The following is a 23,411-nucleotide window of genomic DNA, read 5'->3' as shown; positions in this document are numbered from 1 at the left end:
AATTAACTCTCGCACCAATCGCCTCAGCTTTTTCACCCCTCCCATTCTCGTCCGCGACGCGCCCCCTCCGACGGGATCGGGCCGCCGGGTTCCGGATCCGGATCGGGATCCCCGTTCTCCTTCGGTTCCCCTTCCGTTCCCCTTCGGTTCTCCGAACAGGTTTTCCACAGCCTCACATCATGGACAGGTCACCGCTCGGAGCCCTTCTCAACAACGAATGCCCACTTAGAGCGGCATAACCGGTCAACACCCTCGGAGAGTTATCCACAGGTTTCGCTGTTTTCCACATACCGCCGCGAGCCATGACATTGCCGCGAACACTCCTTCCGAGCCGGTTTTCACTCTGTACGGTGGGTCCGGGGCCTGACCCGAGGAGAGCGGCGATGCGGATCATGCTCACCGTGCTCAGTGAGCACACCGACCGCGATGTCGTGGTCGAGGGCGACGAGACGACCACGGTGGCACGGCTCGCCGAGTCCCTGGCGGGCCAGGGAGGCGAGCGGCCGAGCAACGTGGTGCGGCTGACGCGCAGCAAGGCCCCGTACGGGCTGGACCGCGACTCCGCGGGGGCCGAGCCCCCGACGCTGTGGATGGACGGCCGCCCCCTCGATCCCGCCGCCCCCGCGCTCGGCCTGCTCCGCGACGGCGACCTCGTCACCCTCGACCGTTCCCTCGCGATGGCCACGCTCGCCGAGGAGCCCGGCGGGATCGTGGAGATCCGGGTGGTCGGCGGGCCCGCCGCCGGGTCGGTGCACCGCCTCAGCCTGGGCGTGCACACCATCGGCTCCGACCCCGCCTGCTCGGTGGCCGTGGCCGACCCCCGGCTGCCCGCGCGGGCCGCGGTGGTACGGCTCACCCCGGACGCCATCACCGTCGAGCCCGGGGAGGGCACCGCGCCCCTGCTGGACCGCGACCCCCTGGAAGGCCCGCTGTCCTGGCCAGAGCACGCCCTGCTGAGCTGCGGCGGGACCGTGCTCACCCTCAAGGCGGTGGAGCCGCCCGACGCCCACCTGGACGCGCAGCCCGACGGCGGGCTGGCCTACAACCGGCCGCCCAGGTTCCGGCCGCCGGGCGGCGCGCGGCGCTTCGAGGTCCCGGCCGAGCCCAGGCGGGCCGAGACCATGCGGCTGCAGCTGCTCACCGCGTTCCTGCCCGCCGCGCTGGGGGTGGGCATGTGCCTCGCCCTCGGCTCCTGGTACTTCCTGCTGTTCGCGTTCATGACGCCGCTGATCATGATCGGCCAGTGGTGGAGCGACAGGCGGCACGGCCGCAAGCAGCACCGCCAGCGCGTCAAGGAGTACAAGCAGCGGCTGAAGGTCTTCGAGGCGGCCGTGGAGCGCGCCCGCGCCGACGACGAGACCGCCCGCCGCGCCGCCGCGCCCGACCCCGCCGAGGTTCTGCTCACCGTGACCGGCCCCCGGCGGCGGCTCTGGGAGCGGCGCGACCACGACCCCGACGCGCTGCGGCTGCGGGTCGGCCTCGCCGACCTCCCCGCCGACCTGGAGTTCGCCGCCGAGCGCTCCGCGCCGATCGACGCCCCGCTGCCCGTCCCTCCCACCTGCCAGGCGGTGCCGGTGGCGCTGGCCATGCGCCGCCTGGGCGTCGCCGGGCTGACCGGGCCCCGGGACACGGCGGCCGGGGTGGCGCGCTGGCTGGTCGGCCAGGCCGCCGCCCTGCACAGCCCGCGCGACCTGGCGATCGTCGTCCTGTCCGCGCACGGCGACGGCGAGGAGCGCTGGAACTGGGTCCGCTGGCTGCCGCACTGCGCCCCGCGCGGCGGCGAGGACTGCGTGGCCCTGGTCGGCGCCGACCCGGAGGCCGCGGCCCGCCGGGTGAGCGAGCTGGCCGCGCTGATCGACGAGCGCCTCGGCGACGACGCCGCGGGCCCCTCGGCCAAGCTGGGCCGCGTCCCGTCCGGCTGGGGCGACCTGGGCGGAGCCTCGGGCACGGGTGGGGCCGAGCAACCGTACGCCGCCCCCGTCTACGACGAGCGCCCCTACGACGTGCTGGTCGTGCTCGACGGCGCGCAGGTGCTGCGCGCCCTGCCGGGCATGCCCCAGGTGCTGCGCCAGGGCCCCAGGGCGGGCGTCTACACCCTGGCCGTCGACGGCGACCAGCGGCTGCTGCCCGAGGAGTGCGCGACCGTCGCCGCCGTGGAGGCCGACGGCACGGTACGGCTGCGCGGCGGCGGCCTGGACGACCTCGGGGAGATCCTGGCCGACCAGGTGACCTCCGCCTGGTGCGACAGGCTGGCCCGCTCGCTGGCCCCGATCCGCGACGTCAGCCGCGACGACGCCGGGCTCGCCCTTCCCGACTCCGCGCGGCTGCTGGACCTGCTGGAGCTGCCCTCGGTCTCCGGCGCGGCCCTGGCCGAGCGCTGGGGCCGGGCGACCGAGGCCGTGGTCGGGGCGGGTCCCGAGGGGCCGTTCTCCATCGACCTGCGCAGGGACGGGCCGCACGCGCTCATCGCGGGCACCACCGGCGCGGGCAAGTCGGAGCTGCTGCAGACCCTGATCTGCTCGCTGGCGGTGGCCAACCGGCCGGACGAGATGACGTTCGTGCTCATCGACTACAAGGGCGGCGCCGCGTTCAAGGAGTGCGTGCGGCTGCCGCACACCGTCGGCATGGTCAGCGACCTCGACGGCCACCTGACCCAGCGGGCCCTGGCCTCGCTGGCCGCGGAGATCCGCCGCCGCGAGCGCCTGCTGCTGGCCGCGGGGGCGAAGGACATCGAGGACTACCACGAGCTGCGCGACGCCCGCACGGCCCGCGCCTCCCGCGACCTACTCGTCGCCGGAGGCGGCACGCAGGTCAGGCCGCTGCGCGGGCGCGCCGCCTCGTCCCTGGAGCCCCCGGCCCCGCTGCCCCGGCTGGTGCTGGTCATCGACGAGTTCGCGGCCATGGTCAGCGAGCTGCCCGACTTCATGACCGGGCTCGTCGACATCGCCAGGCGGGGACGCTCGCTCGGCATCCACCTCATCCTCGCCACCCAGCGGCCCGGCGGCGTGGTGACCGCCGACATCCAGGCCAACACCTCCCTGCGGATCGCCCTGCGGGTCACCGAGGCGTCGGAGTCGGCCGACGTCATCGGCCGTCCCGACGCCTCGTACATCCCCAAGTCCGCTCCCGGCCGGTGCTACGTGAAGTCGGGCGCGGGGGCGGCGACGGCCGTGCAGACCGCGCGGATCGGCGGCCGGAGCCCCGGCGCCTCGGGCGGCGAGGTGAGGGTACGGGTGACCGAGGTCGGCTGGCAGGCCCTGGGGCACCCCAGGGCGGTCCACGCCGGGGCCGAGAGCGGCCACGTCACCGACCTGTCCGTGCTCGCCGACGCCCTGATCGAGGCGGCCCGCCTCGACGGGGTCGCCGAGCAGCCGAGTCCCTGGCTCGAACCGCTTCCCGACCTCGTGACCGTCCCCGTCCTCCCGGTGCCGCCCGTGCTGCCCGGTGACGCGCCCGGCGGGCCGCCGTACCGGGCGGGGGTCGAGGAGGTGCCGCCGCTGGCGTTCGGGATCACCGACCTGCCCTGGGCGCAGGACCGGCGGGCGCTGGTGCTCGACCTCGCCCACGGGGGGCACCTGCTCGTCGCGGGCGCCTCGCGCAGCGGGCGGTCCACCGCGCTGCGCACGCTGGCGGGGGCGATCGCCGCCGGGGCCTCCCCCGACGACGTGCACGTACACGCGATCGACTGCGGCTCGGGGTCACTGCTGCCCCTGATGGCGATGCCGCACTGCGGGGCGGTGGTGACCCGCGACCAGCTCGACCGGGTGGAGCGGCTGCTGGCCAGGCTCCGCGCGGAGGTGGGGCGGCGCCAGCAGCTCCTCGCCGAGGCCGGGTACGCCTCGCTGGCCGAGCTGCGCGCCGCCACCGACGGGCCGAGGCTGCCGTGGCTGGTCCTGATGCTCGACCGGTGGGAGGGGTTCGTCGCCGCGTTCGAGGCGTACGACTACGGGCGGCTGATCGAGTCGTTGATGCAGCTGCTGCGCGAGGGGCCCGCGGTGGGGCTGCGGGCCGTGGTGACCGGCGACAGGTCGGCGCTGATCGGGCAGATCTCCACGGTCTTCGACGACCGGCTGATCCTGCGGCTCGCCGACCCCTCCGACTACGGCCTGGCCGGGCTGCCCGTCAAGGACCTGCCCGCCACCCTCGCGCCGGGCCGCGCGCTGTCGACCGGCGAGCACGGCACGACCGAGAGCCAGATCGCGCTGCTCTGCGACGACCCCTCGGGACCCGCGCAGGTCGCCGCGCTCCAGGCGCTGGCCCGCTCGGCGCCGGAGATCGCCGCCGACCCGCCGCTGCGGGTGGACGCGCTGCCGATGCGCGTCACCGCGGCGCAGGTCCTGGACCTGGTGCCCTCCTTCCGGCCCCCGTCACCGCTGTGGGCGCTGCTCGGCGCCGGGGGCGACTCGCTGGCACCGCTCGGCGTCGACCTGCTCGCCCACGGCCCCGCGGCGGTCGTCGCGGGCCCGCCCAGGTCGGGCAGGTCCACGGCGCTGCTGACCGCGACCCACTCGCTGCTCTCCCACGGCACCCCCACGGTCCTCGTGACCCCCCGGCGCAGCCCGCTGTGCACGCTGGTGGACACCCCGGGCGTGCTGGCCGTGCTGGACGCGGGCGGCGACCTGCACGAGGCCGTCGCGGGACAGGACCGCTACGTCGTGATCGTCGACGACGCCGAGCTGATCTCCCCCGACTCCCCCCTGGGCACCGCGCTGGAACAGGTGCTGCGGAGCGGCAGGGACGGCGAGCACGGCATCATCGTCGGCGGCACCACCGGCGACCTGACCACCGCCTACCGGGGCTTCGCGGCCGAGGCCCGCAAGGGCCGTACGGGCCTGCTGCTGTCGGTCCAGAGCCCCGCCGACGGCGACCTGTTCACCGTCCGCCTGCCCCGTGGCGCGGTCGGCGGCCCGCCCGGCCGCGGCCTGCTGGTGACCCTGGGATCGGTGACGCCCGTCCAGGCCGCCGTCACCTGAGAGGTCGCCGGGTCCTTCGCCGTCACGCGAGGGGCGCCGAGTCCTTCGCCGTCACCTGAGAGGTCGCCGGGTCCTTCGCTGTCACGTGAGGGGGTGCCGGGTCCTTCGCCGTCGATGAGAAATGCCCCGGTCCTTAAGGACCGGGGCATTTCGGCGGACCGTTTCCCTATCGTGTGGCGGACTCGATATTGCCGCGGTAGGTGTTGATGACCCGGGAAGCCTCAGAGAGCTCCTCGGACATGCGCTGGAAGGCGGCGCGGTAGTTCTGCCAGGCCTCGCTGAAACGCTGGGCACCGGGCCCCGTCCAGGCGGTGCCGACCTTCGCGGCCTCCCGGTCGAGGGCGGCCACGGTGGCCCTGACCTGGTCGGCCTGCTGGGTGAACTGGGTGGCCATCTGCTGCATTTCCGCGGGATTGCCGCCGAGCAAGTTCTGGCTCATGCCAGTCTCCTTCGGATCGGTGTCGGGGGGAGTCGCCAAACGAAATCACGATAGGCGTAAGGATCACGGGGGCATCGGGGTTATGCCGAGCGGCTATGGACCTTCCCTCAGCCGCCGAGAGGCTAAACGTTTCTCATTATCTTGATTTTTCGTAATTCAGGAAGCTATAGCGGGTACGTGGGACAGCGGGGAAGAACGGGGCCTGTGGGAAGGGCCGGGCGAGATTCCCCCGACGTCGCCGGGACCAGGACCCACCACCCCCTCGCGATCAGGAGACGCTTACACTCCGTTGAAGGCCACGCCAGTCCTCCGCCCGCACGTGGTGGCACGTACTGAAGGGAACGACGTCGGTGCACAAGGTCCTGATCGCCAACCGTGGTGAGATCGCGGTGCGGATCGCCCGCGCCTGCAGGGACGCCGGGCTGGCCAGCGTCGCCGTCTACGCCGACCAGGATCTGGACGCGCTCCACGTCCGGGTCGCGGACGAGGCCCGCGCGCTCGGCGGCGAGACCCCCGCGGAGACCTACCTCGACGTCGACAAGCTGCTGGGCGTCGCCGCCGAGGCCGGGGCCGACGCCGTGCACCCCGGCTACGGTTTCCTGGCCGAGAACGCCGGTTTCGCCCAGGCCGTGATCGACGCGGGACTGACCTGGATCGGCCCGCCACCGGCCGCGATCACCGCGCTCGGCGACAAGGTGCAGGCCCGCCACATCGCCCAGAAGGTCGGCGCGCCGCTGGTGGCGGGCACCAGGGATCCGGTCTCCGGGAGCGAGGAGGTCGTCGCCTTCGCCACCGAGCACGGCCTGCCGATCGCGATCAAGGCCGCGTACGGCGGCGGCGGGCGCGGGCTGAAGGTCGCCCGCACCCTGGAGGAGATCCCCGAGCTGTACGACAGCGCGGTCCGCGAGGCCGTCGCCGCGTTCGGCAGGGGCGAGTGCTTCGTCGAACGTTACCTGGACCGGCCCCGGCACGTGGAGACCCAGTGCCTGGCCGACGCCCACGGCGCCGTGGTCGTGGTGTCCACCCGCGACTGCTCGCTGCAGCGCCGCCATCAGAAGCTGGTCGAGGAGGCCCCGGCCCCGTTCCTGTCGCCCGAGCAGCTCGATCTGCTCCACACGAGCTCCAAGGCGATCCTGCGCGAGGCGGGCTACGTCGGCGCCGGTACGTGCGAGTTCCTGGTGGGCCAGGACGGCACGATCTCCTTCCTGGAGGTGAACACCCGCCTGCAGGTCGAGCACCCGGTGACCGAGGAGGTCGCGGGCATCGATCTCGTACGGGAGATGTTCCGCGTCGCCGACGGCGAGGAGCTCGGCTACGGCGACCCGGTGCCGCGCGGCCACTCGATCGAGTTCCGGATCAACGCCGAGGACGCCGGGCGCGGCTTCCTGCCCGCCCCCGGCACGATCACGCGCATGAGCGCCCCCTCCGGGCCCGGGGTGCGCCTGGACGCCGGGTACGAGGCGGGCATGACCGTCCCGCAGTCCTTCGACTCGCTGGTCGCCAAGCTGATCGTGACCGGGGCCACCCGGACGCAGGCCCTGGAGCGCTCGCGCAGGGCCCTGGCCGAGTTCGAGATCGACGGCATGCCGACCGTGCTGCCCTTCCACCGGGCCGTGGTGACCGATCCCGCGTTCACCGGCGAGCCGTTCTCGGTGCACACCCGGTGGATCGAGACCGAGTTCGACAACACGATCCCGCCGTACGAGGGAGAGCGGGGCGCGGCCGGGGAGCCGGGCGAGCGGGAGCGGATCACCGTCGAGGTGGGCGGCAAGCGGCTGGAGGTGGTGCTCCCCGCGGGGTTCGCCGCCTCCGGGGGCGGGGGCGCGGGCCGCGCGGCCTCGAAGGCGCCGCGCCGGGGCGGCGGCGGGGTGTCCAGGAAGGCCGCGAGCGGCGACTCCCTGATCAGCCCGATGCAGGGCACGATCGTCAAGATCGTCGCCACCGATGGCGACACCGTCGCGGCCGGTGACACGATCGTCGTGCTGGAGGCGATGAAGATGGAGCAGCCGCTCGCCGCCCACAAGGCGGGTACCGTCACGGGGCTGGCGGCGTCGGTCGGCCAGACCATCACCCCGGGCGCCACGATCTGCGAGATCAAGGACACCTGAGGCGCTGACACACCGCCTCGGCCGGGGGACGTGCGCGATCTTCGTACGAGCGAAGCCGACAGGACGACCGGAGACCCCGGATCTTCGCGCGGGCAGGGCAGGCAAGACGACCGGAAACGTTCACGATCTCCGTACGGACGAAGCCGACAGGACGACCGGAAACGGTCGCGATCTCCGTACGGGTGAGGCAGGCACGACGATCGGGCACCGGTTGCCGGGGGGGTGCCCGGCACCGGTCGCGACGACGATCAGATACCGGGTGCCCGAGAGGCGCCTGACGCGGGCCGTGAGGGGATACGGTCGAGGGGTAGGGAACTCTGCCGTCCACTCATTCGTCTTCAGGACGAAGGAGGCTTTCTGCCGTGACCACCACAAAAGCCGCGCCAGGTCGTTTCGGTGCCACGATCATGGCATTGTTCGCCGGGCTACTGGCCATGTTCATGATCGCCCCGGCGGCCCACGCCGCGGCGCCAGACCCCAGTGCGATCGTCTCGGATCTGAAGGACGGGGACAACTTCTACGTTGATCCCGCGGCGGGGCTGCCCCCCAACGCCGTCGACGCCATGCGCGGCGCGGCCGACCAGACTTCCTCCGTCTACGTGGCGATGCTGCCCGAGGGCTCGATCAGCAGCCAGTCCCAGGCGAGGACCCTGCTGAGCTCGATCCTCAAGGGCGTCGGGTCCAAGTCCACCGTCCTGGTGATGAGTGGCAAGACCCCGTTCGGCGTCACCAACATCAGGGGCGTCGACGTCGACGAGCTGCTCGGGCGGGCCAAGACCACCGGCAGCCCGACCGACAACGTGATCAACTTCGTCAAGCTGGCCGACGAAGCGGCCGTCGGCGCCGGTGCCCCGTCCGGCTCCTCCGGTTCCTCCGGCGGCTCCAGCGGGGGCATCCTGGTCGGCATCCTGGTGCTGGCCCTGGCCGGTGGCGCCGGCATCTTCCTGTACTCCCGCAAGAAGAAGAAGCAGCGCCAGGAGCGCGAGGCCGCCGAGCTGGCCGCGGTCAAGCAGACCGTGGACGAGGACGTCACCAAGTTCGGCGAGGAGATCACCGACCTCGACACCGACGTCAAACTGCTCAACGACGGCGCCGACCACCAGCAGGACTGGCAGCGCGCCCTCGACTCCTACGAGCGGGCCAAGGTGGAGCTCGCGGCGGTCAAGCGCCCCGACGAGCTCCGCGGCGTGACCACCGCGCTGGAGGAGGGCCGCTACGCCCTCGCCTGCGTGAAGGCGCGCGTCAACCACCAGCCGCTGCCCGAGCGGCGCTCCCCGTGCTTCTTCAACCCGCAGCACGGCCCCTCCGCCCGTGACGTGCGCTGGGCCCCGCCCGGCGGCGCGCTGCGCGACGTGCCCGCCTGCGCGGCCGACGCCGAGGCCGTCGAGCGTGGCTTCGAGCCGCAGACGCGCGAGGTCATGGTCAACGGCCAGCGCCGCCCGTACTACGACGCGGGACCGGCCTACCAGCCCTACGCCTACGGCTACTACGGCGGCTTCGGCGACGTCATGACCGGCATGCTGGTCGGCACGATGATGGGCAGCATGATGAGCGGTGGCTTCGGCTACGGCGGTTACGGCGGCGGCGCCGAGAGCGGCACCGACTTCGGCGGCGGGGGCGACTTCGGCGGCGGAGGCTGGGGTGACTTCGGTGGCGGGGGCGACTTCGGCGGCGGTGACTTCGGCGGCGGCGACTGGTAGTCGTCCCCCGGCGGAACGATCGGCGAGACAGCCGGACAGATCGAACGAACGGCACGACGACGGGCGCGCTTCCCTTCCGGGGGGCGCGCCCGTCGCCTTTACGAAAGCCCGGTCACGAAAGCCCGGTCACGGAAGCTTGGTTACAGAAGCCGGGTCACGGAAGCCGAGCTACAAAAGCCCGGTTACGGAGTCCGGACGAAAGCCGGTCGGGAGCCACGGGGCCACGGGGCCGCAGAACCACGGGGAGCACGGGGACCACGGAGCCCGCCGGGAAACCCCTTCGGAAAGTCATGGAAATCCGCTACAAGACCACGTCCGTGAAAGCCTCAGGTGCTGTCGCGGACGGTGAGTCTCGGCTGGAGCAGGGTACCGTCGGGGACGGCGCGGCCTTCGAGTTTCTCCATGAGCAGCCGGACCGCCTGGCGGCCCACCTCCTCGGCCGGGATGAGCACCGAGGTGAGCGGCGGGCTGGAGCGTTCCGCGATGTCGTCGGGGCAGATCGCCACCACGGCGACGTCACCGGGCACCCGCCTGCCGTACTGGCGCAGCGCCCCCAGCACGTGGCCGACGGCGGCCTCGTTGTGCACGACCAGCCCGGACAGACCCGGCCTGGTGTCGAGGAGCCCGGCGATCGCGGCGGAGACCAGGTCGAAGTTCTCCTCGCACGGCAGGGCCACCCCGGTCAGGCCGGTCTCGGCCACGGCCGAGGCGAAGCCCTCCCGGGTGCGGCGGGCGAAGCCGGTACCCCGGTCGTAGACGACCGAGGGGGCGCCGAGCAGCGCGACCTCTCGGTGCCCGCGTTCGGCCAGGTGCTCCACGCAGAGCACGCCCGCCCGCGCGAAGTCGAGGTCGACGCAGGTCAGACCGGCCGTGTCCGCTGGGAAGCCGATCAGCACGCTGGGTTCGGCGAGATCCCTGAGCAGCGGTACCCGGCTGTCGTGAAGCTCCACGTCCATCACGACCAGCCCGTCGACCAGCGCGCTCGCCGCCGCCCTGCGGAGCCCGTCGGAGCCCTCGTCCGCGGTGAGCAGCAGCACGTCGTGGTCGTACCGCCGGGCGGCGGTGACCACCGAGGTGGCGAACTGCATCAGCACCGGGACGTGCATCCCCGCCCGCAGGGGCAGCACCAGCGCGATGACGTTGGCGCGTTTGCTGGCCAGGGCCCTCGCCCCGGCGTTGGGGTGGTATCCCAGGACCCGCACGCTGTCGAGCACCCGGCGCCGGGTGTCGGCCGAGATCGCGCGCTTCCCGCTGAGCACGTACGACACCGTGCTCACCGCCACCCCGGCGTGCCTGGCGACCTCGGTGATGGTCACCGCCCGGCCTGTCACGCGACCGCGCCGAAGCTCAGGGAGGCGACGGTGATCCCCGCATTCTCGAACACCACATAAAGATCGTGGACTCCCCTCGCCTCCGCAAGCCCGGTACGCACCTCGGTGAGGTCGTGGCGGCCCGCGCGGGGGACGGGGAGGTCCCCGGCGACGGGCCCGTAGAGGGGGTCGTCCAGGCGCAGGGTGATCACGCCACCCTCGGCGCTGGTGGCGGCGACGGAACAGGACGCGGCCCCCTCCCCCAGGTCGACCGCGCGGAACACGATCCACGCGCCCTCGGCGGTGGACCGTACGGCGTCGCCGGAGACCCGGGCCGCGTCCACGAACGCCACCGAGTCGTACTCGTCGTGGTCCACGGCGGCGATCGGGCCCGCGAAGGCGTCGCGCGGCGGGATCCGCTCGCCGTCGACGTGGAAGGGGACGCACAGCCGGATGTCCCGCGAGGAGCTGCCGATCATGGCCTTGTGGGGGGCGTCCTCGACGGCGAACCGGCCCCGGGTGACGTCCCAGAAGGCCAGGTCCGCGATGTCGAGGCTCCAGTCGACCCGGGTGCTCTCACCGGGGGCGAGGCGCACCTTGACGAAGCCGCGCAGGCGGCGCAACGCCTGCTTGACCCGGGAGCGCCGCTGACGGGTGTAGAGCTGGACGACCTCCACTCCCTCGCGGGAGCCCGTGTTGGTGACGGTGACCGAGGCGGTGAGCCTGCCGTCCTCCACCGAGACGGCCGGTTCCGCGTAGTCGAAGGTGGTGTAGCTCAGGCCGTGGCCGAAGGGGTAGAGCGGGGTTCCCCTGAAGTACTGGTAGGTCGCGTCCGTGGCGATGATGTCGTAGTCGAGCAGGTCGGGCAGCTCGCACGCCGAGCGGTACCAGGTCTGGGTGAGCCGTCCCTCGGGGTCGGCGTCGCCGAACAGCACCTCGGCCAGCGCGTGGCCGTACTCCTGGCCCCCGTGCGAGGACCACAGCACCGCGGGCGGGTCGTCGCCGTCCCAGGTCACCGGGTAGCCGCTGCTGATCACCATGACGGTTCTCGGGTTGGCCTCGCGTACCGCCCTGACGACGGCCTGCTGCGCGGCGGGCAGCGCGAGGTCCAGGCGGTCCTCGGTCTCCCTGCCGTTGACCAGCGGGTGGTCGCCGACGACCACCACGGCCACGTCCGCGGTCGCGGCGAGCGTGGCCGCGGCCTCGGCGCCGCTCACCACCCGCTCCACGGTGAGCCAGGCGGCGGCGTCGGCGTCGTCGGCCAGGCGGAAGACCTCGCCGTCCAGGGCGAGGTAGCGGCCGGTGGAGATGTGCCGGAGCGCGAGCGTGCCGCGGGGACGGTCCTCGGTACGGAAGGTCTGGCGCACCTTCCAGCCGTTGGGACCCGGCTGGTCGTTGACCAGCACCCCGTCGTCGCCGACGGACAGGTGGCGCCCGCTCACCACGGCCCGCAGGGCGTAGCAGCCGCCGCCCCAGTCGAAGAGGTCGAACAGGCCGGACGGGCCGGGCGCGTCGCCGATCCCGAGCGGGCCGCCGTCGGGGTCGGCGACGACGGCGGCGATGCGGCCCTCCACGCCCTCCACCGAGAGGGTGATCCGGTCCACGGCCTCGCAGAAGACGGTCTCGCACCGCTCGGCGAGCCCGGCGCGGGCGGTGACGGCGTACGGGAGGGTCCCGGAGTACCAGTCCTCCATGAGCGTGTCGCCGAGCTGGCCGATGACCGCGATCCTGCGCACCGAGGAGTCCAGCGGCAGGACGCCGTCGTTGCGCAGCAGCACGATCGAGCGCCGGGCGGCCTCGCGGGCCAGGCCCTGGTGCTCCGGGCAGTTGACGACCGCCTCGGTGATGTCGTCGTACGGGGTGGCGGGGTCGAACTCACCCAGCCGGAAGCGGATGGACAGCGTGTGCCGTACGGCGGTGTCGACGTCCGCCTCGGTGAGCAGGCCGCGCTCCAGCGCGGCGCGGATGTGGCCGAGGGTGGCCCCCGGCCGGTCGTCGTCCTGGGTGAAGCTGTCGAGCCCGGCCCTGATCGCGTGGGCGTACGCCTCGGGCAGGTCGTCGTGGTAGCCCTGCGGGCCGGTGAGGTTGGCGGGCGCGTACGCGTCGCTGACCACGAGGAGGTCGTCGGGCGCCCAGGCCCGCAGCACCTCGCCGATGAGCGGGCTGAGGTGGGCCGGGCGGCCGTTGACCAGGTTGTAGGAGGGCATCACGGCGACCGCGGCACCGCTCTCCAGGGCGGGCCGGTAGGCCGGGAGCTCGTACTCGCGCAGCACCCGGGGCGGCAGGTCGCTGGAGGTGACGCAACGGTCGGTCTCGTTGTTGTAGCCGAGGAAGTGCTTGAGGGTGGGCGCGGTCCTCAGCACTATGGGATCGCTCCCACGAAGGCCGGAGGCGTACGCCGTCGCCATGACACCGGTCAGCCACGGGTCCTCGGAGTAGCCCTCCTCGTTGCGGCCCCAGCGGGGATCGCGCAACGGGTTGACCACCGGGGCCCAGACGTTGAGCCCCGCCCCCGCCGGATCCTTGTGGTGGAAGGCCAGGACCTCGTCGCCGGTGGCCTCGCCGACCCGCCGGACGAGGTCGGGGTCCCAGGTGCTGGCCAGCCCGATCGCCTGCGGGAACACCGTCGCCGGACCGAGCCAGGCGAGACCGTGCAACGCCTCGGTGCCGGTACGGAACGGGCCGAGCCCGAGACGCTCCACCGGCGGCTGGTACTGGTGCAGCAGCCCGATCTTCTCCTCCAGGGTCAGCCGGTCCCGCAGGTCCGCGATCCTTCGCGCGAGGGGGAGTTCCGGGTCACGGAACGGTTCGTTCATCGGGGACCATCCCTTGGGGGGCGTCGAAGCGCTTCGACTCTCCGACGTGGGGGAACGCCTCAGTCGAAGCGCTTCGATAGTCGATCCGGGAAAACTCCGGTCGCCACCCGCGCGCCCCGGTGTTCGTTACGCGCGTGTTTCGAGCGGAGCTTCCCTGAAGGGTGCACTCCCGTACGGTCAAGGTCAAGAGGTACGCGACAAACGACCCGAATCCCCCGGGGCCCGGATCGGAAGACGACCTGCGAGCGACCCGAATCCCTCCGGATCCGGGTCGGGAAATTCCCTGAAAACATCCTGAATCCACCGGGACATCACCGCGACACGGATCGTTCAGCGCGGACCGTTCAGCGCGAGAACACACGAACCACGTCCACCTCGACACGGACCAGAAGACCCGCGACGGGGACCGTTCACCGCGGCAGCACCGTTCAGCGCGAGACCGCGACACGGATCACGAGACCCTCGGCAGGCGGCCGGAGTCCACGGAGTCGAGCACCCGGGCGGCGCCTCCCAGCGCGGCGGCCCCGTACCCGAGGGTGGAGGCCACGATCCGGCAGCCCCCGGTGTCCGGCGCGATCGTGCGCCCCCGGGTCTCGGCCTCCACCGAGGGCAGCAGCCACGGCGCGAGCGGGACGTAGTAGCCGCCCAGGATGACCACCTCGGGGTTGAGCAGGTTGGTCATCAGGGCCACGCCCTTGCCGAGGTTGTGGCCCACAGAACTCAGGAGGGCGAGTGTGCGCGCGTCGCCCGCGCGGGCCAGCCGTACCACCTCGTCGAGCTCGGCCTCGACCTCGGCGGGCGAGATCGCGGCGTGCTCCAGCACGGCGCCGATCCCGGCGACGGCCTCCAGGCAGCCCAGGCGCCCGCAGCGGCACTCGGCGCCGAAGGGGTCGAGCTGGATGTGGCCGATCTCGCCGCCGTACCCCTGGCCTCCCCGGCGCAGCCGCCCGTCGAGGATGACCCCGGCCCCGACGCCGATCTCGCCGGTGAGGTAGACCAGGTTGGCCGTCCCCGCGTGCGGGCCGAAGCGGTACTCGGCCAGGGCCGCCAGGTTGGCGTCGTTGTCGACCTGGACGGGGAAGCCCGGGTCGCGCAGGGCCTTGGTGAGGTCGCCGCAGAGGTCGGCGTCGCGCCAGCCGAGGTTGGGCGCGATGCGCACGGTGCCGTCGGTGCCGATCAGTCCCGGCACGCCCACGGTCAGCCCCAGGACCTGGCGTTCCTCCTTGGCCATCCGGGTCACCACCCGGCGGACGATTCCCGCGACGGTGGCCATGGCCTGGCCCGCCGTACCGGCCGCGCCGGGGAAGGACCTGCGCCAGGACAGCAGCTTCTCCCCCGACAGGTCCACCGCGACCGCGGTGACGTAGTCGACGTTCACCTCGATGCCGATCGCCGCGTACGGCGAGCCGTCGAGCACGAGCATCGTGGCGGGGCGGCCGACGCGGTTCTCCGTCAGGCCGGTCTCCCTGACCAGGCGGCGGTCGATCAGATCGGCGACCAGGCTCGACACGGTCGCCTTGTTGAGACCGGTGGACGCCGCGATGTCGGCCCGCGAGCACGGCGCGTGCTCGCGGACGAACCTCAGCACGACGGCGAGGTTGGTGGCCCGCACATCGGCGAAGTCGGCCGGCCGCGGGTCAGTCGTAGATGTGATCAAGGTGAGTCCCGCTCCCGCTCGGCCAGGCTGGCCCCATCATGCCCCATCGTTCACCAATCCGTGACCGCCCACCGTCGGCCCGCGATCGGCGGTCCCTTGTGGCGGCGGCCACCCTCGACTAATTTGTTTGGTCGGAAGACTAACTAATTCTACCCCGGAGCCATCCTCCCCGACACCCCGGATCCGTCTCGAACCAACGAAGGGAGCGCCCCGTGAACGATCTTCCCCCGGGCGCGATGACCAGCCGCCGTGGATTCCTCGGGCTGGTGGGACTGAGCGCCGCGATGACCGCGGGCGGCGGCCTGCTGGGCGCGTGCTCCGCGCCGACCGGCCCCCGGCCCGGCGGCGGAGGTGCCACGGCCGCCGCGGCGGACAAGCTGACGTCCCTCACCCCCACCTACACCGCCTTCCCCGGTATCAAGCCCGATATCCCCGGCACGACCTCCACGCTGCCGGGGGTTCCCGACGTCAGCGGCGGCTTCACCTCCTACCCGGCCGCCCCCACCGCCGCGCTCTCCCGGAAGGCGGGCAGGGGCGGCACCTACAGGGCCATGACCCCGCTGTGGGGCCCGCCGCCGCCCGGCCTGGCGGACAACTCCTACTTCCAGGCCGTCAACGCCGACATCGGCGCCACCGTGGAGTTCCAGATCACCGACGGCAACGTCTACGGCGACAAGGCCATCGCCAGGCTCGCGGCCGGGGACATCCCGGAGATCATGGTCATCCCGAGCTGGGAGATCGACAAGATGGCGGACTTCAACACCGCCGTCGACAGGGCCTTCGAGGACCTCACCCCCTACCTCCAGGGTGACAGGGTCAAGCCCTACCCGCTGCTGGCCGGCCTGCCGACGGCCGCGTGGCAGTGGTCGGTCTGGAACGACAAGCTCATGGCGGTGCCGTTCCCGACCGAGCCGTACCCCTTCGCGCTGCTCTACCGCAAGGACCTGTTCGAGAAGAACGGCTGGAACGCCGCCCCCAAGACCGCCGACGAGCTGTTCGAGCTCGGCAGGGAGATCACCGACGCCAAGGCCAAGCGCTGGGCGTTCGGCAGCATCCACGAGATGATGTGGCCGACCTTCCGCGTCCCGCAGGACTGGCGGTACGAGGGCGGCAAACTCCTCCACAAGTACGAGACCCCCGAGTTCGAGCCGATGCTGGAGTTCATGCGGAAGGTCTTCGCGGAGGGGCTGGTCCACCCGAACGTCGCGAGCAGCAAGGGCGCCAACGAGAAGGAGCTGATCGGCGCCGGGCAGATCCTGGTCTACCGCGACGGGCTGGGCGGCTGGAAGGAGCTCCTGCAGCAGCACCGAGGCAAGAACCCCGATTTCGCCCTGGGCGCCTTCCCGGTCTTCGCCCACGACGGCGGCACGCCGCTGATGTACCACGGCACCGCGGCGGGCATCTTCACCTTCGTCAAAAAGGGCCTGCCGAAGGAGAGGGTGGAGGAGATCCTCTCCATCCTCAACTGGTCCGCGGCACCGTACGGGACCAAGGAGTACGAACTCTCCAACTACGGGGTGGAGGGCAAGCACTTCACCCGGGGCGAGGACAACGTCCCGCAGGTGAACGACCTCGGCCGCAAGGAGGTCGCCTACACCTACGGCTTCCTGGGCGGGCGCCCGCTGTACGTGGACTGGCCCTGGGCCGACGCGGTCAGGGCCAACGTGGAGTGGCAGAACGCGAGCTTCCCGTACCTGGAGAAGGGCCCGTTCGACGGGATCAGGATCCAGCGGCCGTCGAAGTACTCCGGGCTGCAGGTCCCCACCGAGGACAAGTTCACCGACATCATGCGCGGACGGCGGCCGGTGAGCGACGCCGGGCAGATCGTCACGGAGTGGCGGCGGGACGGCGGGGACGAGGCCCGCGACTTCTACATGAAGGTCCTGCGGGACAACGGCCGTGCTTAGGAATCCCGCCGGAACCGAGCCCGACGGCGACCCGGCCCAACCCGGAGCCGGTACGGAAAATCCCTCGGCCGGTGCGGAAAGCGCCTCGGCCTCGCCCGGGGAGCGTACGGAAAGCCCTTCGCCTCCGCCCGGGGAGCGTACGGAAAGCCCGTCCGGGGAGCGTACGGAAAGCCCGTCCGGATCAGGCTCGGAAAGCCCTCCGGCTACCGCGAGGAGCGGCCCGGTCTCGCCCGGGGATCATGGAAAGACCGGGCCGGCGGGTGACCTGACCTCACCCGCCGGCGCCGGCACCTCCAAGGATGTCCGTAAAAGGGGTCCGAGGACAAGCCGGGCGCGCCCGCGACCCTTCGGCGCGCGCCTGAAACGTGACTGGCAGCTGCTCCTCATGGCCCTTCCCGCGGTCGGGCTGCTGGTCCTGTTCCACTACGTCCCGCTGCTCGGCAACGTGATCGCGTTCCAGGACTACTCGCCGTACGTGGGCGTCGGGGACAGCCCGTGGGTGGGACTCGCCAACTTCCACTGGCTGATGTTCGACGCGAGCTTCTGGGACGCGACGATCAACACCCTGACGATCACCACGTTCCAGCTCGTCTTCTACTTTCCCGTGCCGATCCTGCTGGCCGTGCTCCTGGACAGCGTGGTGCGGCCCCGGCTGCGGCTGTTCGTCCAGGGCATCGTCTACATGCCGCACTTCTTCTCGTGGGTGCTGGTGGTCACGCTGTTCCAGCAGATGTTCGGGGGCGCGGGCGTGATCTCGCAGATGCTGCGGGACCGCGGGTACGACGGCATCGACATCATGACAAATCCGGATACGTTCATCGCGCTGGTGACGGCGGAGACGGTCTGGAAGGACGCCGGCTGGGGAACGATCATCTTCCTGGCCGCGCTGGCGGCGATCAACCAGAATCTCTACGAGGCCGCCGCCGTCGACGGCGCGAGCCGCTGGCGGCGGCTGTGGCACATCACCCTGCCCGGCCTGCGCCCGGTCATCGTGCTGCTGCTGATCCTGCGCCTCGGCGAGGCGCTGAACGTCGGCTTCGAGCAGTTCTTCCTGCAGCGCGACGCGGTCGGCAGGGACGCCGCCGAGGTGCTGGACACGTTCGTGTACTGGCGCACGCTGCTGACCGGCGAGTGGAGCTACGGCGCGGCGGCCGGTCTGGTGAAGGGCCTGGTGGGGCTGGTACTGATCCTGGTGGCCAACAAGGTCGCCCACCGATTCGGCGAGCAGGGAATCTACAAACGATCATGACGACTCTTCCCCCCTGGGCCGAGCGGCCCAGCCGCGCCGGAGGGCTCCTCAAGGGGCTCGTCCTGGCACTCATCGTCGCGTGCGTGCTCTTCCCGATCTACATGGTCGTGCTGACCAGCCTGTCCACCCAGGAGACGGTGACGGAGGCCGGTGGCCTGGTCACCGTACCGGGCGGGCTGTCCCTGGCCGCGTACGAGGAGCTGTTCTCCGGCGGCGTGGTGACCCGGTCGGTCGCGGTCAGCCTCGGCGTCACCCTCGTCGGCACCGCGATCAGCCTGACCGTCACCGTGCTCGCCGCCTACGGCCTGTCGCGGCCCGGCTCGCTGCTGCACCGGCCGATGCTGTTCCTGATCCTGCTGACCTTCCTGTTCGGGCCGGGACTGATCCCCAACTACCTGCTGGTCAGCTCGCTGGGACTGATCGACACGTACTGGTCGCTGATCCTGCCCGGCGCGGTCACCGCGTTCAACCTGGTGGTGATGCGGGCGTTCTTCATGAACATCCCCGAGGAGGTGACCGACAGCGCCCGCATCGACGGCGCGAGCGAGTTCCGTATCCTGCGGACGATCGTGCTGCCCATGTCGAAGGGCGTCACGGCCGTCATCGGCATGTTCTACGCGGTCGGCTACTGGAACTCGTTCTTCAACGCCGTCCTCTACCTCAACGACAACGCCAAGTGGCCGCTGCAGGTGGTGCTGCGGCAGTACGTCCTCCAGGGGCAGTCGCTGATCGCCGGGCAGACCGGGGTCGGCACCGTCGCCGGGCAGACCCCGCCACCGAGCTTGGCCATCCAGATGGCCATCGTCGTCGTCGCGCTGCTCCCGGTGTTGTTCGTCTACCCGTTCGTCCAGCGGCACTTCACCAAGGGGGTCATCATCGGCGCCATCAAGGGGTGACAGGTATCTCCCCTCAGGCTCCCCTGGTCAGGGCGCCGAACTCGTCGTCGGTCAGCTGGACGACGGCGGCCGAGACGTTGTCCTCCAGGTGGGCGACCGTCGAGGTGCCGGGGATGGGCAGCATCACCGGGGAGCGGCGCAGCAGCCAGGCCAGGGCGAGCTGCGACGGGGTGGCGCCGTGCTCCTTGGCCGCCGCCGCGAGCGGGCCGCCCTCCGCCGCGAGCCTGCCGGTCGCGAGCGGGAACCACGGGATGAAGGCGATGCCGTTGGCCTCGGCGTACTCCAGCAGGGGCTCGGCGTCGCGGTGCGCGAGATTGTAGAGGTTCTGCACCGAGACGATCGTCGCGGACTTCCCCGCCTCCTCGACGTCCTCGACACTGACCTCGCTGAGGCCGATGTGCCGGATCTTGCCCTCCCCCTGCATCAGCGCGAGCTCCCCGACCTGGTCGGCGACGGGGACGGCCTGGTCGACGCGGTGCAGCTGCAGCAGGTCGATCCGCTCGACGCCGAGGTGGCGCAGGTTCAGCTCGACCTGCTGGCGCAGGTACTCGGGACGGCCGACCGGCGTCCAGAGCCCGGGGCCCTGCCGGGTGAACCCCACCTTGGTCGCGATGACCAGGTCGTCGGCGTAGGGGCGCAGCGCCTTCTTGATGAGCAGATCGGCGACGAACGGGCCGTAGGAGTCGGCGGTGTCGATGAAGTTCACGCCCAGCTCGACGGCCCTGCGCAGGACGCGGACGGCCTCCTCGGGATCGCGCGGGTCCCCCCACACGCCCTCGCCGGTGAGCTGCATCGTCCCGTACCCCAGGCGGTTGACGGTGAGGTCGCCGCCGATGGAGAACTGCCCCGAAGCCTCGGCGGGACGAGTCGTGGTCGTCATGGTGCCCTCCTGGAACCCTGTCTGCGTTCATGATTCGGAACAGCCCGATGATGGACCCGATTCCCTCTCTCGTAAATCCTGTGACACATCCCGGCAAAGCCCCCCGGACCGGGTGGCATCACACGACTCACTCGCGAGGGTCGTAACTCTTCCTCGGCTTCGAGATCCAGCCGAAGATCGCGTTCGTCGTTGCTCCGCGACCGCACGGGCCGCATGCGGTCCTGAGCCGCCGTTGCCCCGTGACCGCACAGGCCGTACGTAGTCTGCTTCGTGACCGCACAGGCCGTACGCGGTCGGCCCAATATGGTTTTCCCATGACCCAGAACCTCCGGCTGGCACCCATCACCCCCGCCAACATCGAGGCGGCTGTCTCCGTACGGGTCCGCCCCGACCAGGAGCGCTTCGTCTCACCGGTGGTGAAGTCGCTGGCCGAGGCCTACGTCCACCCGGAGGTGGCCTGGCCGCGCCTCATCCTCGACGGCGACCGTCCCGTGGGCTTCCTCATGGCCTTCCTCGACATCGACTGGAACGGCGAGGGGGCCGACTTCCGGTCCGGCCTGTGGCGCCTCAACGTGACACCCGACGCGCAGGGGCGCGGTGTCGGCCGCTTCGCCGTCGAATCGGTGGCCGCCGAGATCGGGCGGCGCGGCGGCACCCGGATGTACGTCACGTGGGACCAGGGAGAGGGCGGCCCCGAGGACTTCTACCGGAAGCTCGGCTTCCGGCTCACGGGCGAGAAGAGCGACGGCGAGACGGTCGGAGTGCTGGACCTGACGCGGGTGTGATCACGAGTCGGGGTGCTGGACCTGACGCGGGTGTGACCGCGAGTCGGGGTGCTGGACCTGACGCGGATGTGACCGCGAACTGTCTCGGAGTGCCGAGTCTGACACCGGTGTGACCGTGAACTGTCGCGAGGGGCCGTCACCGTGGGCGCCCCCAGCCGTCCACGGCGGCCATCTCCGCGACGGTACGGGGGAGCGGTCGCAGGTCACCACGGTGGCTCGCCCGGCCGGTGTGCGCTCCAGAACCGTGGTCGACGCGGGGTCGAAGACCTCGGCATGGGCAGGCGCGATCGCCGTGGACGAGTCGCCTCCGACGGTCAGCCAGTGCGACCAGTGCGACCAGTGCGGCTAGGTGGTGATGACGATCGGGACGGCGGACCCCACCTGTTCGACGCCCGCGATCCGCGCGGGCCCCGAGACGGTCACCCGCAGGCCCTCCCCCTCGGGGGTCACGGTGATCACGGTGTCCCCGTCGAGGTCGGAGACGACCGCGCGCCTCTCACCGGTACTCCCACCGCCACCGGCGCCGTACGCGACCAGGGTGATCTCCCCGAACGGCCCGTCACCGACGGTTCCTCCCGGCTCCGTGAGGACGGGAACGACGGCGCCGCGCCGGACGAACAGCGGGACGCGGTCCAGCGGTGTGGCCGCCGTGACGTACCGGCCGCCGGGCAGGATCTCGCCCGTCCAGTGGTCCACCCACTCCCCCTCGGGCAGGTAGACCCTCCTGACCTGCTCCGGGGAGGTCATGGGCGCCACCAGCAGGTCGCGGCCGAGGAGATACTCCAGGTCCGCCTGCCAGGCCACCGGGTCGTCCGGGTAGTCCACGCACAGCGCCCGCATCATCGGCGCCCCGGTCCTGGCGGCCTCGACGGCCGCCGTGTAGACGTACGGCATGAGCCGGTAGCGCAGCCTCAGCGCCTCGACGGCCTCCGCCTCGACCCCGGGAAACTCCCACGGCTCCCGGCTGGTGGTCCCGTGCAGGCGCAGCAGCGGGGAGAGCGCGCCGAACTGGGTCCACCTGACGTACAGGTCGTCGGTGGGACGGCCGGTGAACCCGCCCGCGTCGTGGCTCCAGAACGGGACACCGGACAGGCCGTGCGCCAGCCCGCCGCGCAGCGTGCTGCCCATCGCGGCGTAACTGGTGTAGGTGTCGCCGCTCCACTGCGCCGAGTGCCGCTGCCCGCCCAGGAACGACGAGCGCGCCCAGACCATGCCGTGCCCGGCGACCTCCCGGGTCACCTCGGAGACGACGTCGTTGAACAGCAGCGTGTAGACGTTGTGCAGGTCGGTACCGGACATGCCGTTGGCCGCGACCGCGTCGTGCGGCACGCCCTCGGCGAAGTCGGTCTTGAAGACCTGGACGCCCTGCTCCAGCAGCGGGCGGAGCAGTCCCTTGAACCACTCCACCGCGTCGGGATCGGTGAAGTCGACGATGCCGCAGGCCGGGTAGGAGCCGTGCCAGCAGTCGGCCACGTAGACCTCACCATCAGCCTTTTTCAGGAAAAATCCGCTTTCGGCGGCGGGCAGGAAGGCCGGGCTGAGATGGGAGACGTACGGGTTCATCCACAGGCACACCTTGAAACCCATCGCGTCCAGCTCGGCCAGCATGCCCCCGGGGTCGGGGAAGCGCTCCGCGTCCCACCGCAGGTCGGACCAGTGCCCGTCCGTCTGCCAGTACGTGTCCAGGTGGAGCACGTCACACGGGATCCCGCGCTCGCGGATCCGCCGCGCCCTCGCCATCACCCGCTCCTGGCTGTCGACGAAGAACCCCGAGGAGATCCAGGTGCCGAACGCCCACTTCGGCGGGAGCAGCGGGCGGCAGGTCAGCAGGTCGTACCGGTCGAGCACCTCGGAGGGGGTGGGCCCGGCGATCACGTAGTAGTCGATCAGGTCGTCGGGGACCACGATCTGCACACAGCTGTGCGTGGACTGGCACACGTCGAACTCCACCGGCGTCCCGCTGTCCACCAGCACGCCGTACCCCCTGCTGGACAGGTAGAACGGGACGTTCTTGTACGCCCGCTGCGACTCGGCGCCGAACGCGTCGAAGTTCCACATGACCGGCCGCTGGCCGCGCTTGTCGAGCCGGGTGAACGACTCGCCGAACCCGGTGAACGCCTCGTCTGCGGGGGCCGCGAAGCTCTCGTGGTAGCCGGCCACCGCGCCCCCCGAGCTGGAGCGGCCGAACGGCAGCGTACGCAACCGACCGCTGATGTCGGTGTGCCCCCGGTCCTGCTCCAGCAGCGGCGCCCCGCTCGCGTCGGTGAACCGCAGATGCCAGGGCGCCAGGGTGATCTCCGCGCGGAGCGAGCCCGCGTCGAGCAGGATCGTCCCGTCGCGGCTCTCCACCCGCGCCCCGGCGAACGCGCCCGGCGTGACCATGGAGATCGCGGCGGCCGACCTGGTCCGCGCGTCCGCGTCCTGCCCGAGCCTGACCCGGATCACGCCCTCGCCCGCCACGCCCACCTGGACGAGGAGCGTCTCCTCGGCCGACGTCACGGCCTTCAGGATCACCCCGGCCGCGTCGGCGGCGACCGGCTCCGCCGAGATCAGCACCGACGGACCCGCCTCACCGTGCGAGCGTACGGGCAGCTCCGGCGGATCGGCGACGAAGTACTCGTGCGCGACCAGCGGGGGACGGTAGGGCATGAGAACTCCAGCGCTCGGGCTTCCGCTTGCTGAATTAGTTTT

The 23,411-nt window shown here is 71.7% G+C and carries 14 protein-coding genes; 8 read left to right on the top strand and 6 right to left on the bottom strand.

Features of this window, described 5'->3' with window-relative positions:
• The first annotated feature begins 383 nt into the window (after positions 1–383).
• A complete protein-coding gene (locus ACW9TB_RS32375) occupies positions 384–4,973 on the top strand; it encodes an FtsK/SpoIIIE domain-containing protein (protein WP_472751902.1) in 4,590 nt (1,529 codons plus the stop codon).
• Between the two features lie 166 nt (positions 4,974–5,139).
• On the opposite strand, the gene ACW9TB_RS32370 is transcribed toward ACW9TB_RS32375, so the two are convergent.
• Positions 5,140–5,412, bottom strand: a complete 273-nt coding sequence (locus tag ACW9TB_RS32370) for a WXG100 family type VII secretion target (RefSeq protein WP_350946392.1) — start codon at positions 5,410–5,412, stop codon at positions 5,140–5,142.
• Between the two features lie 350 nt (positions 5,413–5,762).
• Here ACW9TB_RS32370 and ACW9TB_RS32365 point away from each other — a divergent pair, with 350 nt between their 5' ends.
• Positions 5,763–7,520, top strand: coding sequence for an acetyl/propionyl/methylcrotonyl-CoA carboxylase subunit alpha (locus ACW9TB_RS32365; protein WP_472751901.1), 1,758 nt, complete (start codon positions 5,763–5,765; stop codon positions 7,518–7,520).
• Between the two features lie 362 nt (positions 7,521–7,882).
• Complete coding sequence (locus ACW9TB_RS32360; RefSeq protein ID WP_472751900.1) at positions 7,883–9,220, top strand: hypothetical protein; 1,338 nt, start codon at positions 7,883–7,885, stop codon at positions 9,218–9,220.
• Positions 9,221–9,546: 326 nt separating this feature from the next.
• Here ACW9TB_RS32360 and ACW9TB_RS32355 read toward each other — a convergent pair whose 3' ends face one another.
• From ACW9TB_RS32355 to ACW9TB_RS32345, 3 genes are all read right to left on the bottom strand, one after another.
• Positions 9,547–10,536 (bottom strand): LacI family DNA-binding transcriptional regulator, encoded by a 990-nt coding sequence (locus tag ACW9TB_RS32355; RefSeq protein ID WP_472751899.1) that lies wholly within the window; start codon positions 10,534–10,536, stop codon positions 9,547–9,549.
• Between the two features lie 11 nt (positions 10,537–10,547).
• Entirely contained in the window at positions 10,548–13,346 is a 2,799-nt protein-coding gene (locus ACW9TB_RS32350) for a glycoside hydrolase family 3 C-terminal domain-containing protein (protein ID WP_472751898.1), read from the bottom strand.
• Between the two features lie 451 nt (positions 13,347–13,797).
• Positions 13,798–14,958 carry an ROK family protein gene (locus ACW9TB_RS32345; RefSeq protein ID WP_472751897.1) on the bottom strand — a complete coding sequence of 387 codons (1,161 nt, stop codon included), beginning with the start codon at positions 14,956–14,958 and terminating at the stop codon, positions 13,798–13,800.
• Between the two features lie 257 nt (positions 14,959–15,215).
• Between ACW9TB_RS32345 and ACW9TB_RS32340 the strand changes: the two genes are divergently transcribed.
• The 3 genes from ACW9TB_RS32340 to ACW9TB_RS32330 all read left to right on the top strand — a co-directional run bounded on the left by ACW9TB_RS32340 (position 15,216) and on the right by ACW9TB_RS32330 (position 19,055).
• Positions 15,216–16,910, top strand: a complete 1,695-nt coding sequence (locus ACW9TB_RS32340; protein WP_472751896.1) for an extracellular solute-binding protein — start codon at positions 15,216–15,218, stop codon at positions 16,908–16,910.
• A gap of 265 nt (positions 16,911–17,175) precedes the next feature.
• Positions 17,176–18,159: an ABC transporter permease gene (locus tag ACW9TB_RS32335; protein WP_472751939.1), complete on the top strand. Its 984-nt coding sequence runs from the start codon at positions 17,176–17,178 to the stop codon at positions 18,157–18,159.
• Complete coding sequence (locus ACW9TB_RS32330; protein WP_472751895.1) at positions 18,156–19,055, top strand: carbohydrate ABC transporter permease; 900 nt, start codon at positions 18,156–18,158, stop codon at positions 19,053–19,055. Before ACW9TB_RS32335 ends, ACW9TB_RS32330 begins: the two co-directional genes overlap by 4 nt.
• A gap of 13 nt (positions 19,056–19,068) precedes the next feature.
• Here ACW9TB_RS32330 and ACW9TB_RS32325 read toward each other — a convergent pair whose 3' ends face one another.
• Positions 19,069–19,935 (bottom strand): aldo/keto reductase, encoded by an 867-nt coding sequence (locus ACW9TB_RS32325; protein WP_472751894.1) that lies wholly within the window; start codon positions 19,933–19,935, stop codon positions 19,069–19,071.
• 314 nt (positions 19,936–20,249) lie between these two features.
• Between ACW9TB_RS32325 and ACW9TB_RS32320 the strand changes: the two genes are divergently transcribed.
• Together ACW9TB_RS32320 and ACW9TB_RS32315 are read left to right on the top strand one after the other, a co-directional pair.
• Positions 20,250–20,720: a GNAT family N-acetyltransferase gene (locus ACW9TB_RS32320; protein WP_472751893.1), complete on the top strand. Its 471-nt coding sequence runs from the start codon at positions 20,250–20,252 to the stop codon at positions 20,718–20,720.
• 115 nt (positions 20,721–20,835) lie between these two features.
• A complete protein-coding gene (locus tag ACW9TB_RS32315) occupies positions 20,836–21,069 on the top strand; it encodes a hypothetical protein (RefSeq protein ID WP_472751892.1) in 234 nt (77 codons plus the stop codon).
• On the opposite strand, the gene ACW9TB_RS32310 is transcribed toward ACW9TB_RS32315, so the two are convergent.
• Complete coding sequence (locus tag ACW9TB_RS32310) at positions 21,066–23,369, bottom strand: TIM-barrel domain-containing protein (RefSeq protein ID WP_472751891.1); 2,304 nt, start codon at positions 23,367–23,369, stop codon at positions 21,066–21,068. The two genes, ACW9TB_RS32315 and ACW9TB_RS32310, sit on opposite strands and share 4 nt — an antisense overlap.
• Positions 23,370–23,411 lie beyond the last annotated feature (42 nt).

The sequence above is a fragment of the Streptosporangium sp. H13245 genome, from assembly GCF_055690525.1.
This window is presented reverse-complemented; position numbering and strand designations above follow the sequence as displayed.

Coding starts and splice junctions, on each gene's coding strand:
- ACW9TB_RS32375 (WP_472751902.1), top strand. CDS start 384: ATGCGGATCATGCTCACCGTGCTCAGTGAGCACACCGACCGCGATGTC.
- ACW9TB_RS32370 (WP_350946392.1), bottom strand. CDS start 5,412: ATGAGCCAGAACTTGCTCGGCGGCAATCCCGCGGAAATGCAGCAGATG.
- ACW9TB_RS32350 (WP_472751898.1), bottom strand. CDS start 13,346: ATGAACGAACCGTTCCGTGACCCGGAACTCCCCCTCGCGCGAAGGATC.
- ACW9TB_RS32330 (WP_472751895.1), top strand. CDS start 18,156: ATGACGACTCTTCCCCCCTGGGCCGAGCGGCCCAGCCGCGCCGGAGGG.
- ACW9TB_RS32325 (WP_472751894.1), bottom strand. CDS start 19,935: ATGACGACCACGACTCGTCCCGCCGAGGCTTCGGGGCAGTTCTCCATC.
- ACW9TB_RS32320 (WP_472751893.1), top strand. CDS start 20,250: ATGACCCAGAACCTCCGGCTGGCACCCATCACCCCCGCCAACATCGAG.
- ACW9TB_RS32310 (WP_472751891.1), bottom strand. CDS start 23,369: ATGCCCTACCGTCCCCCGCTGGTCGCGCACGAGTACTTCGTCGCCGAT.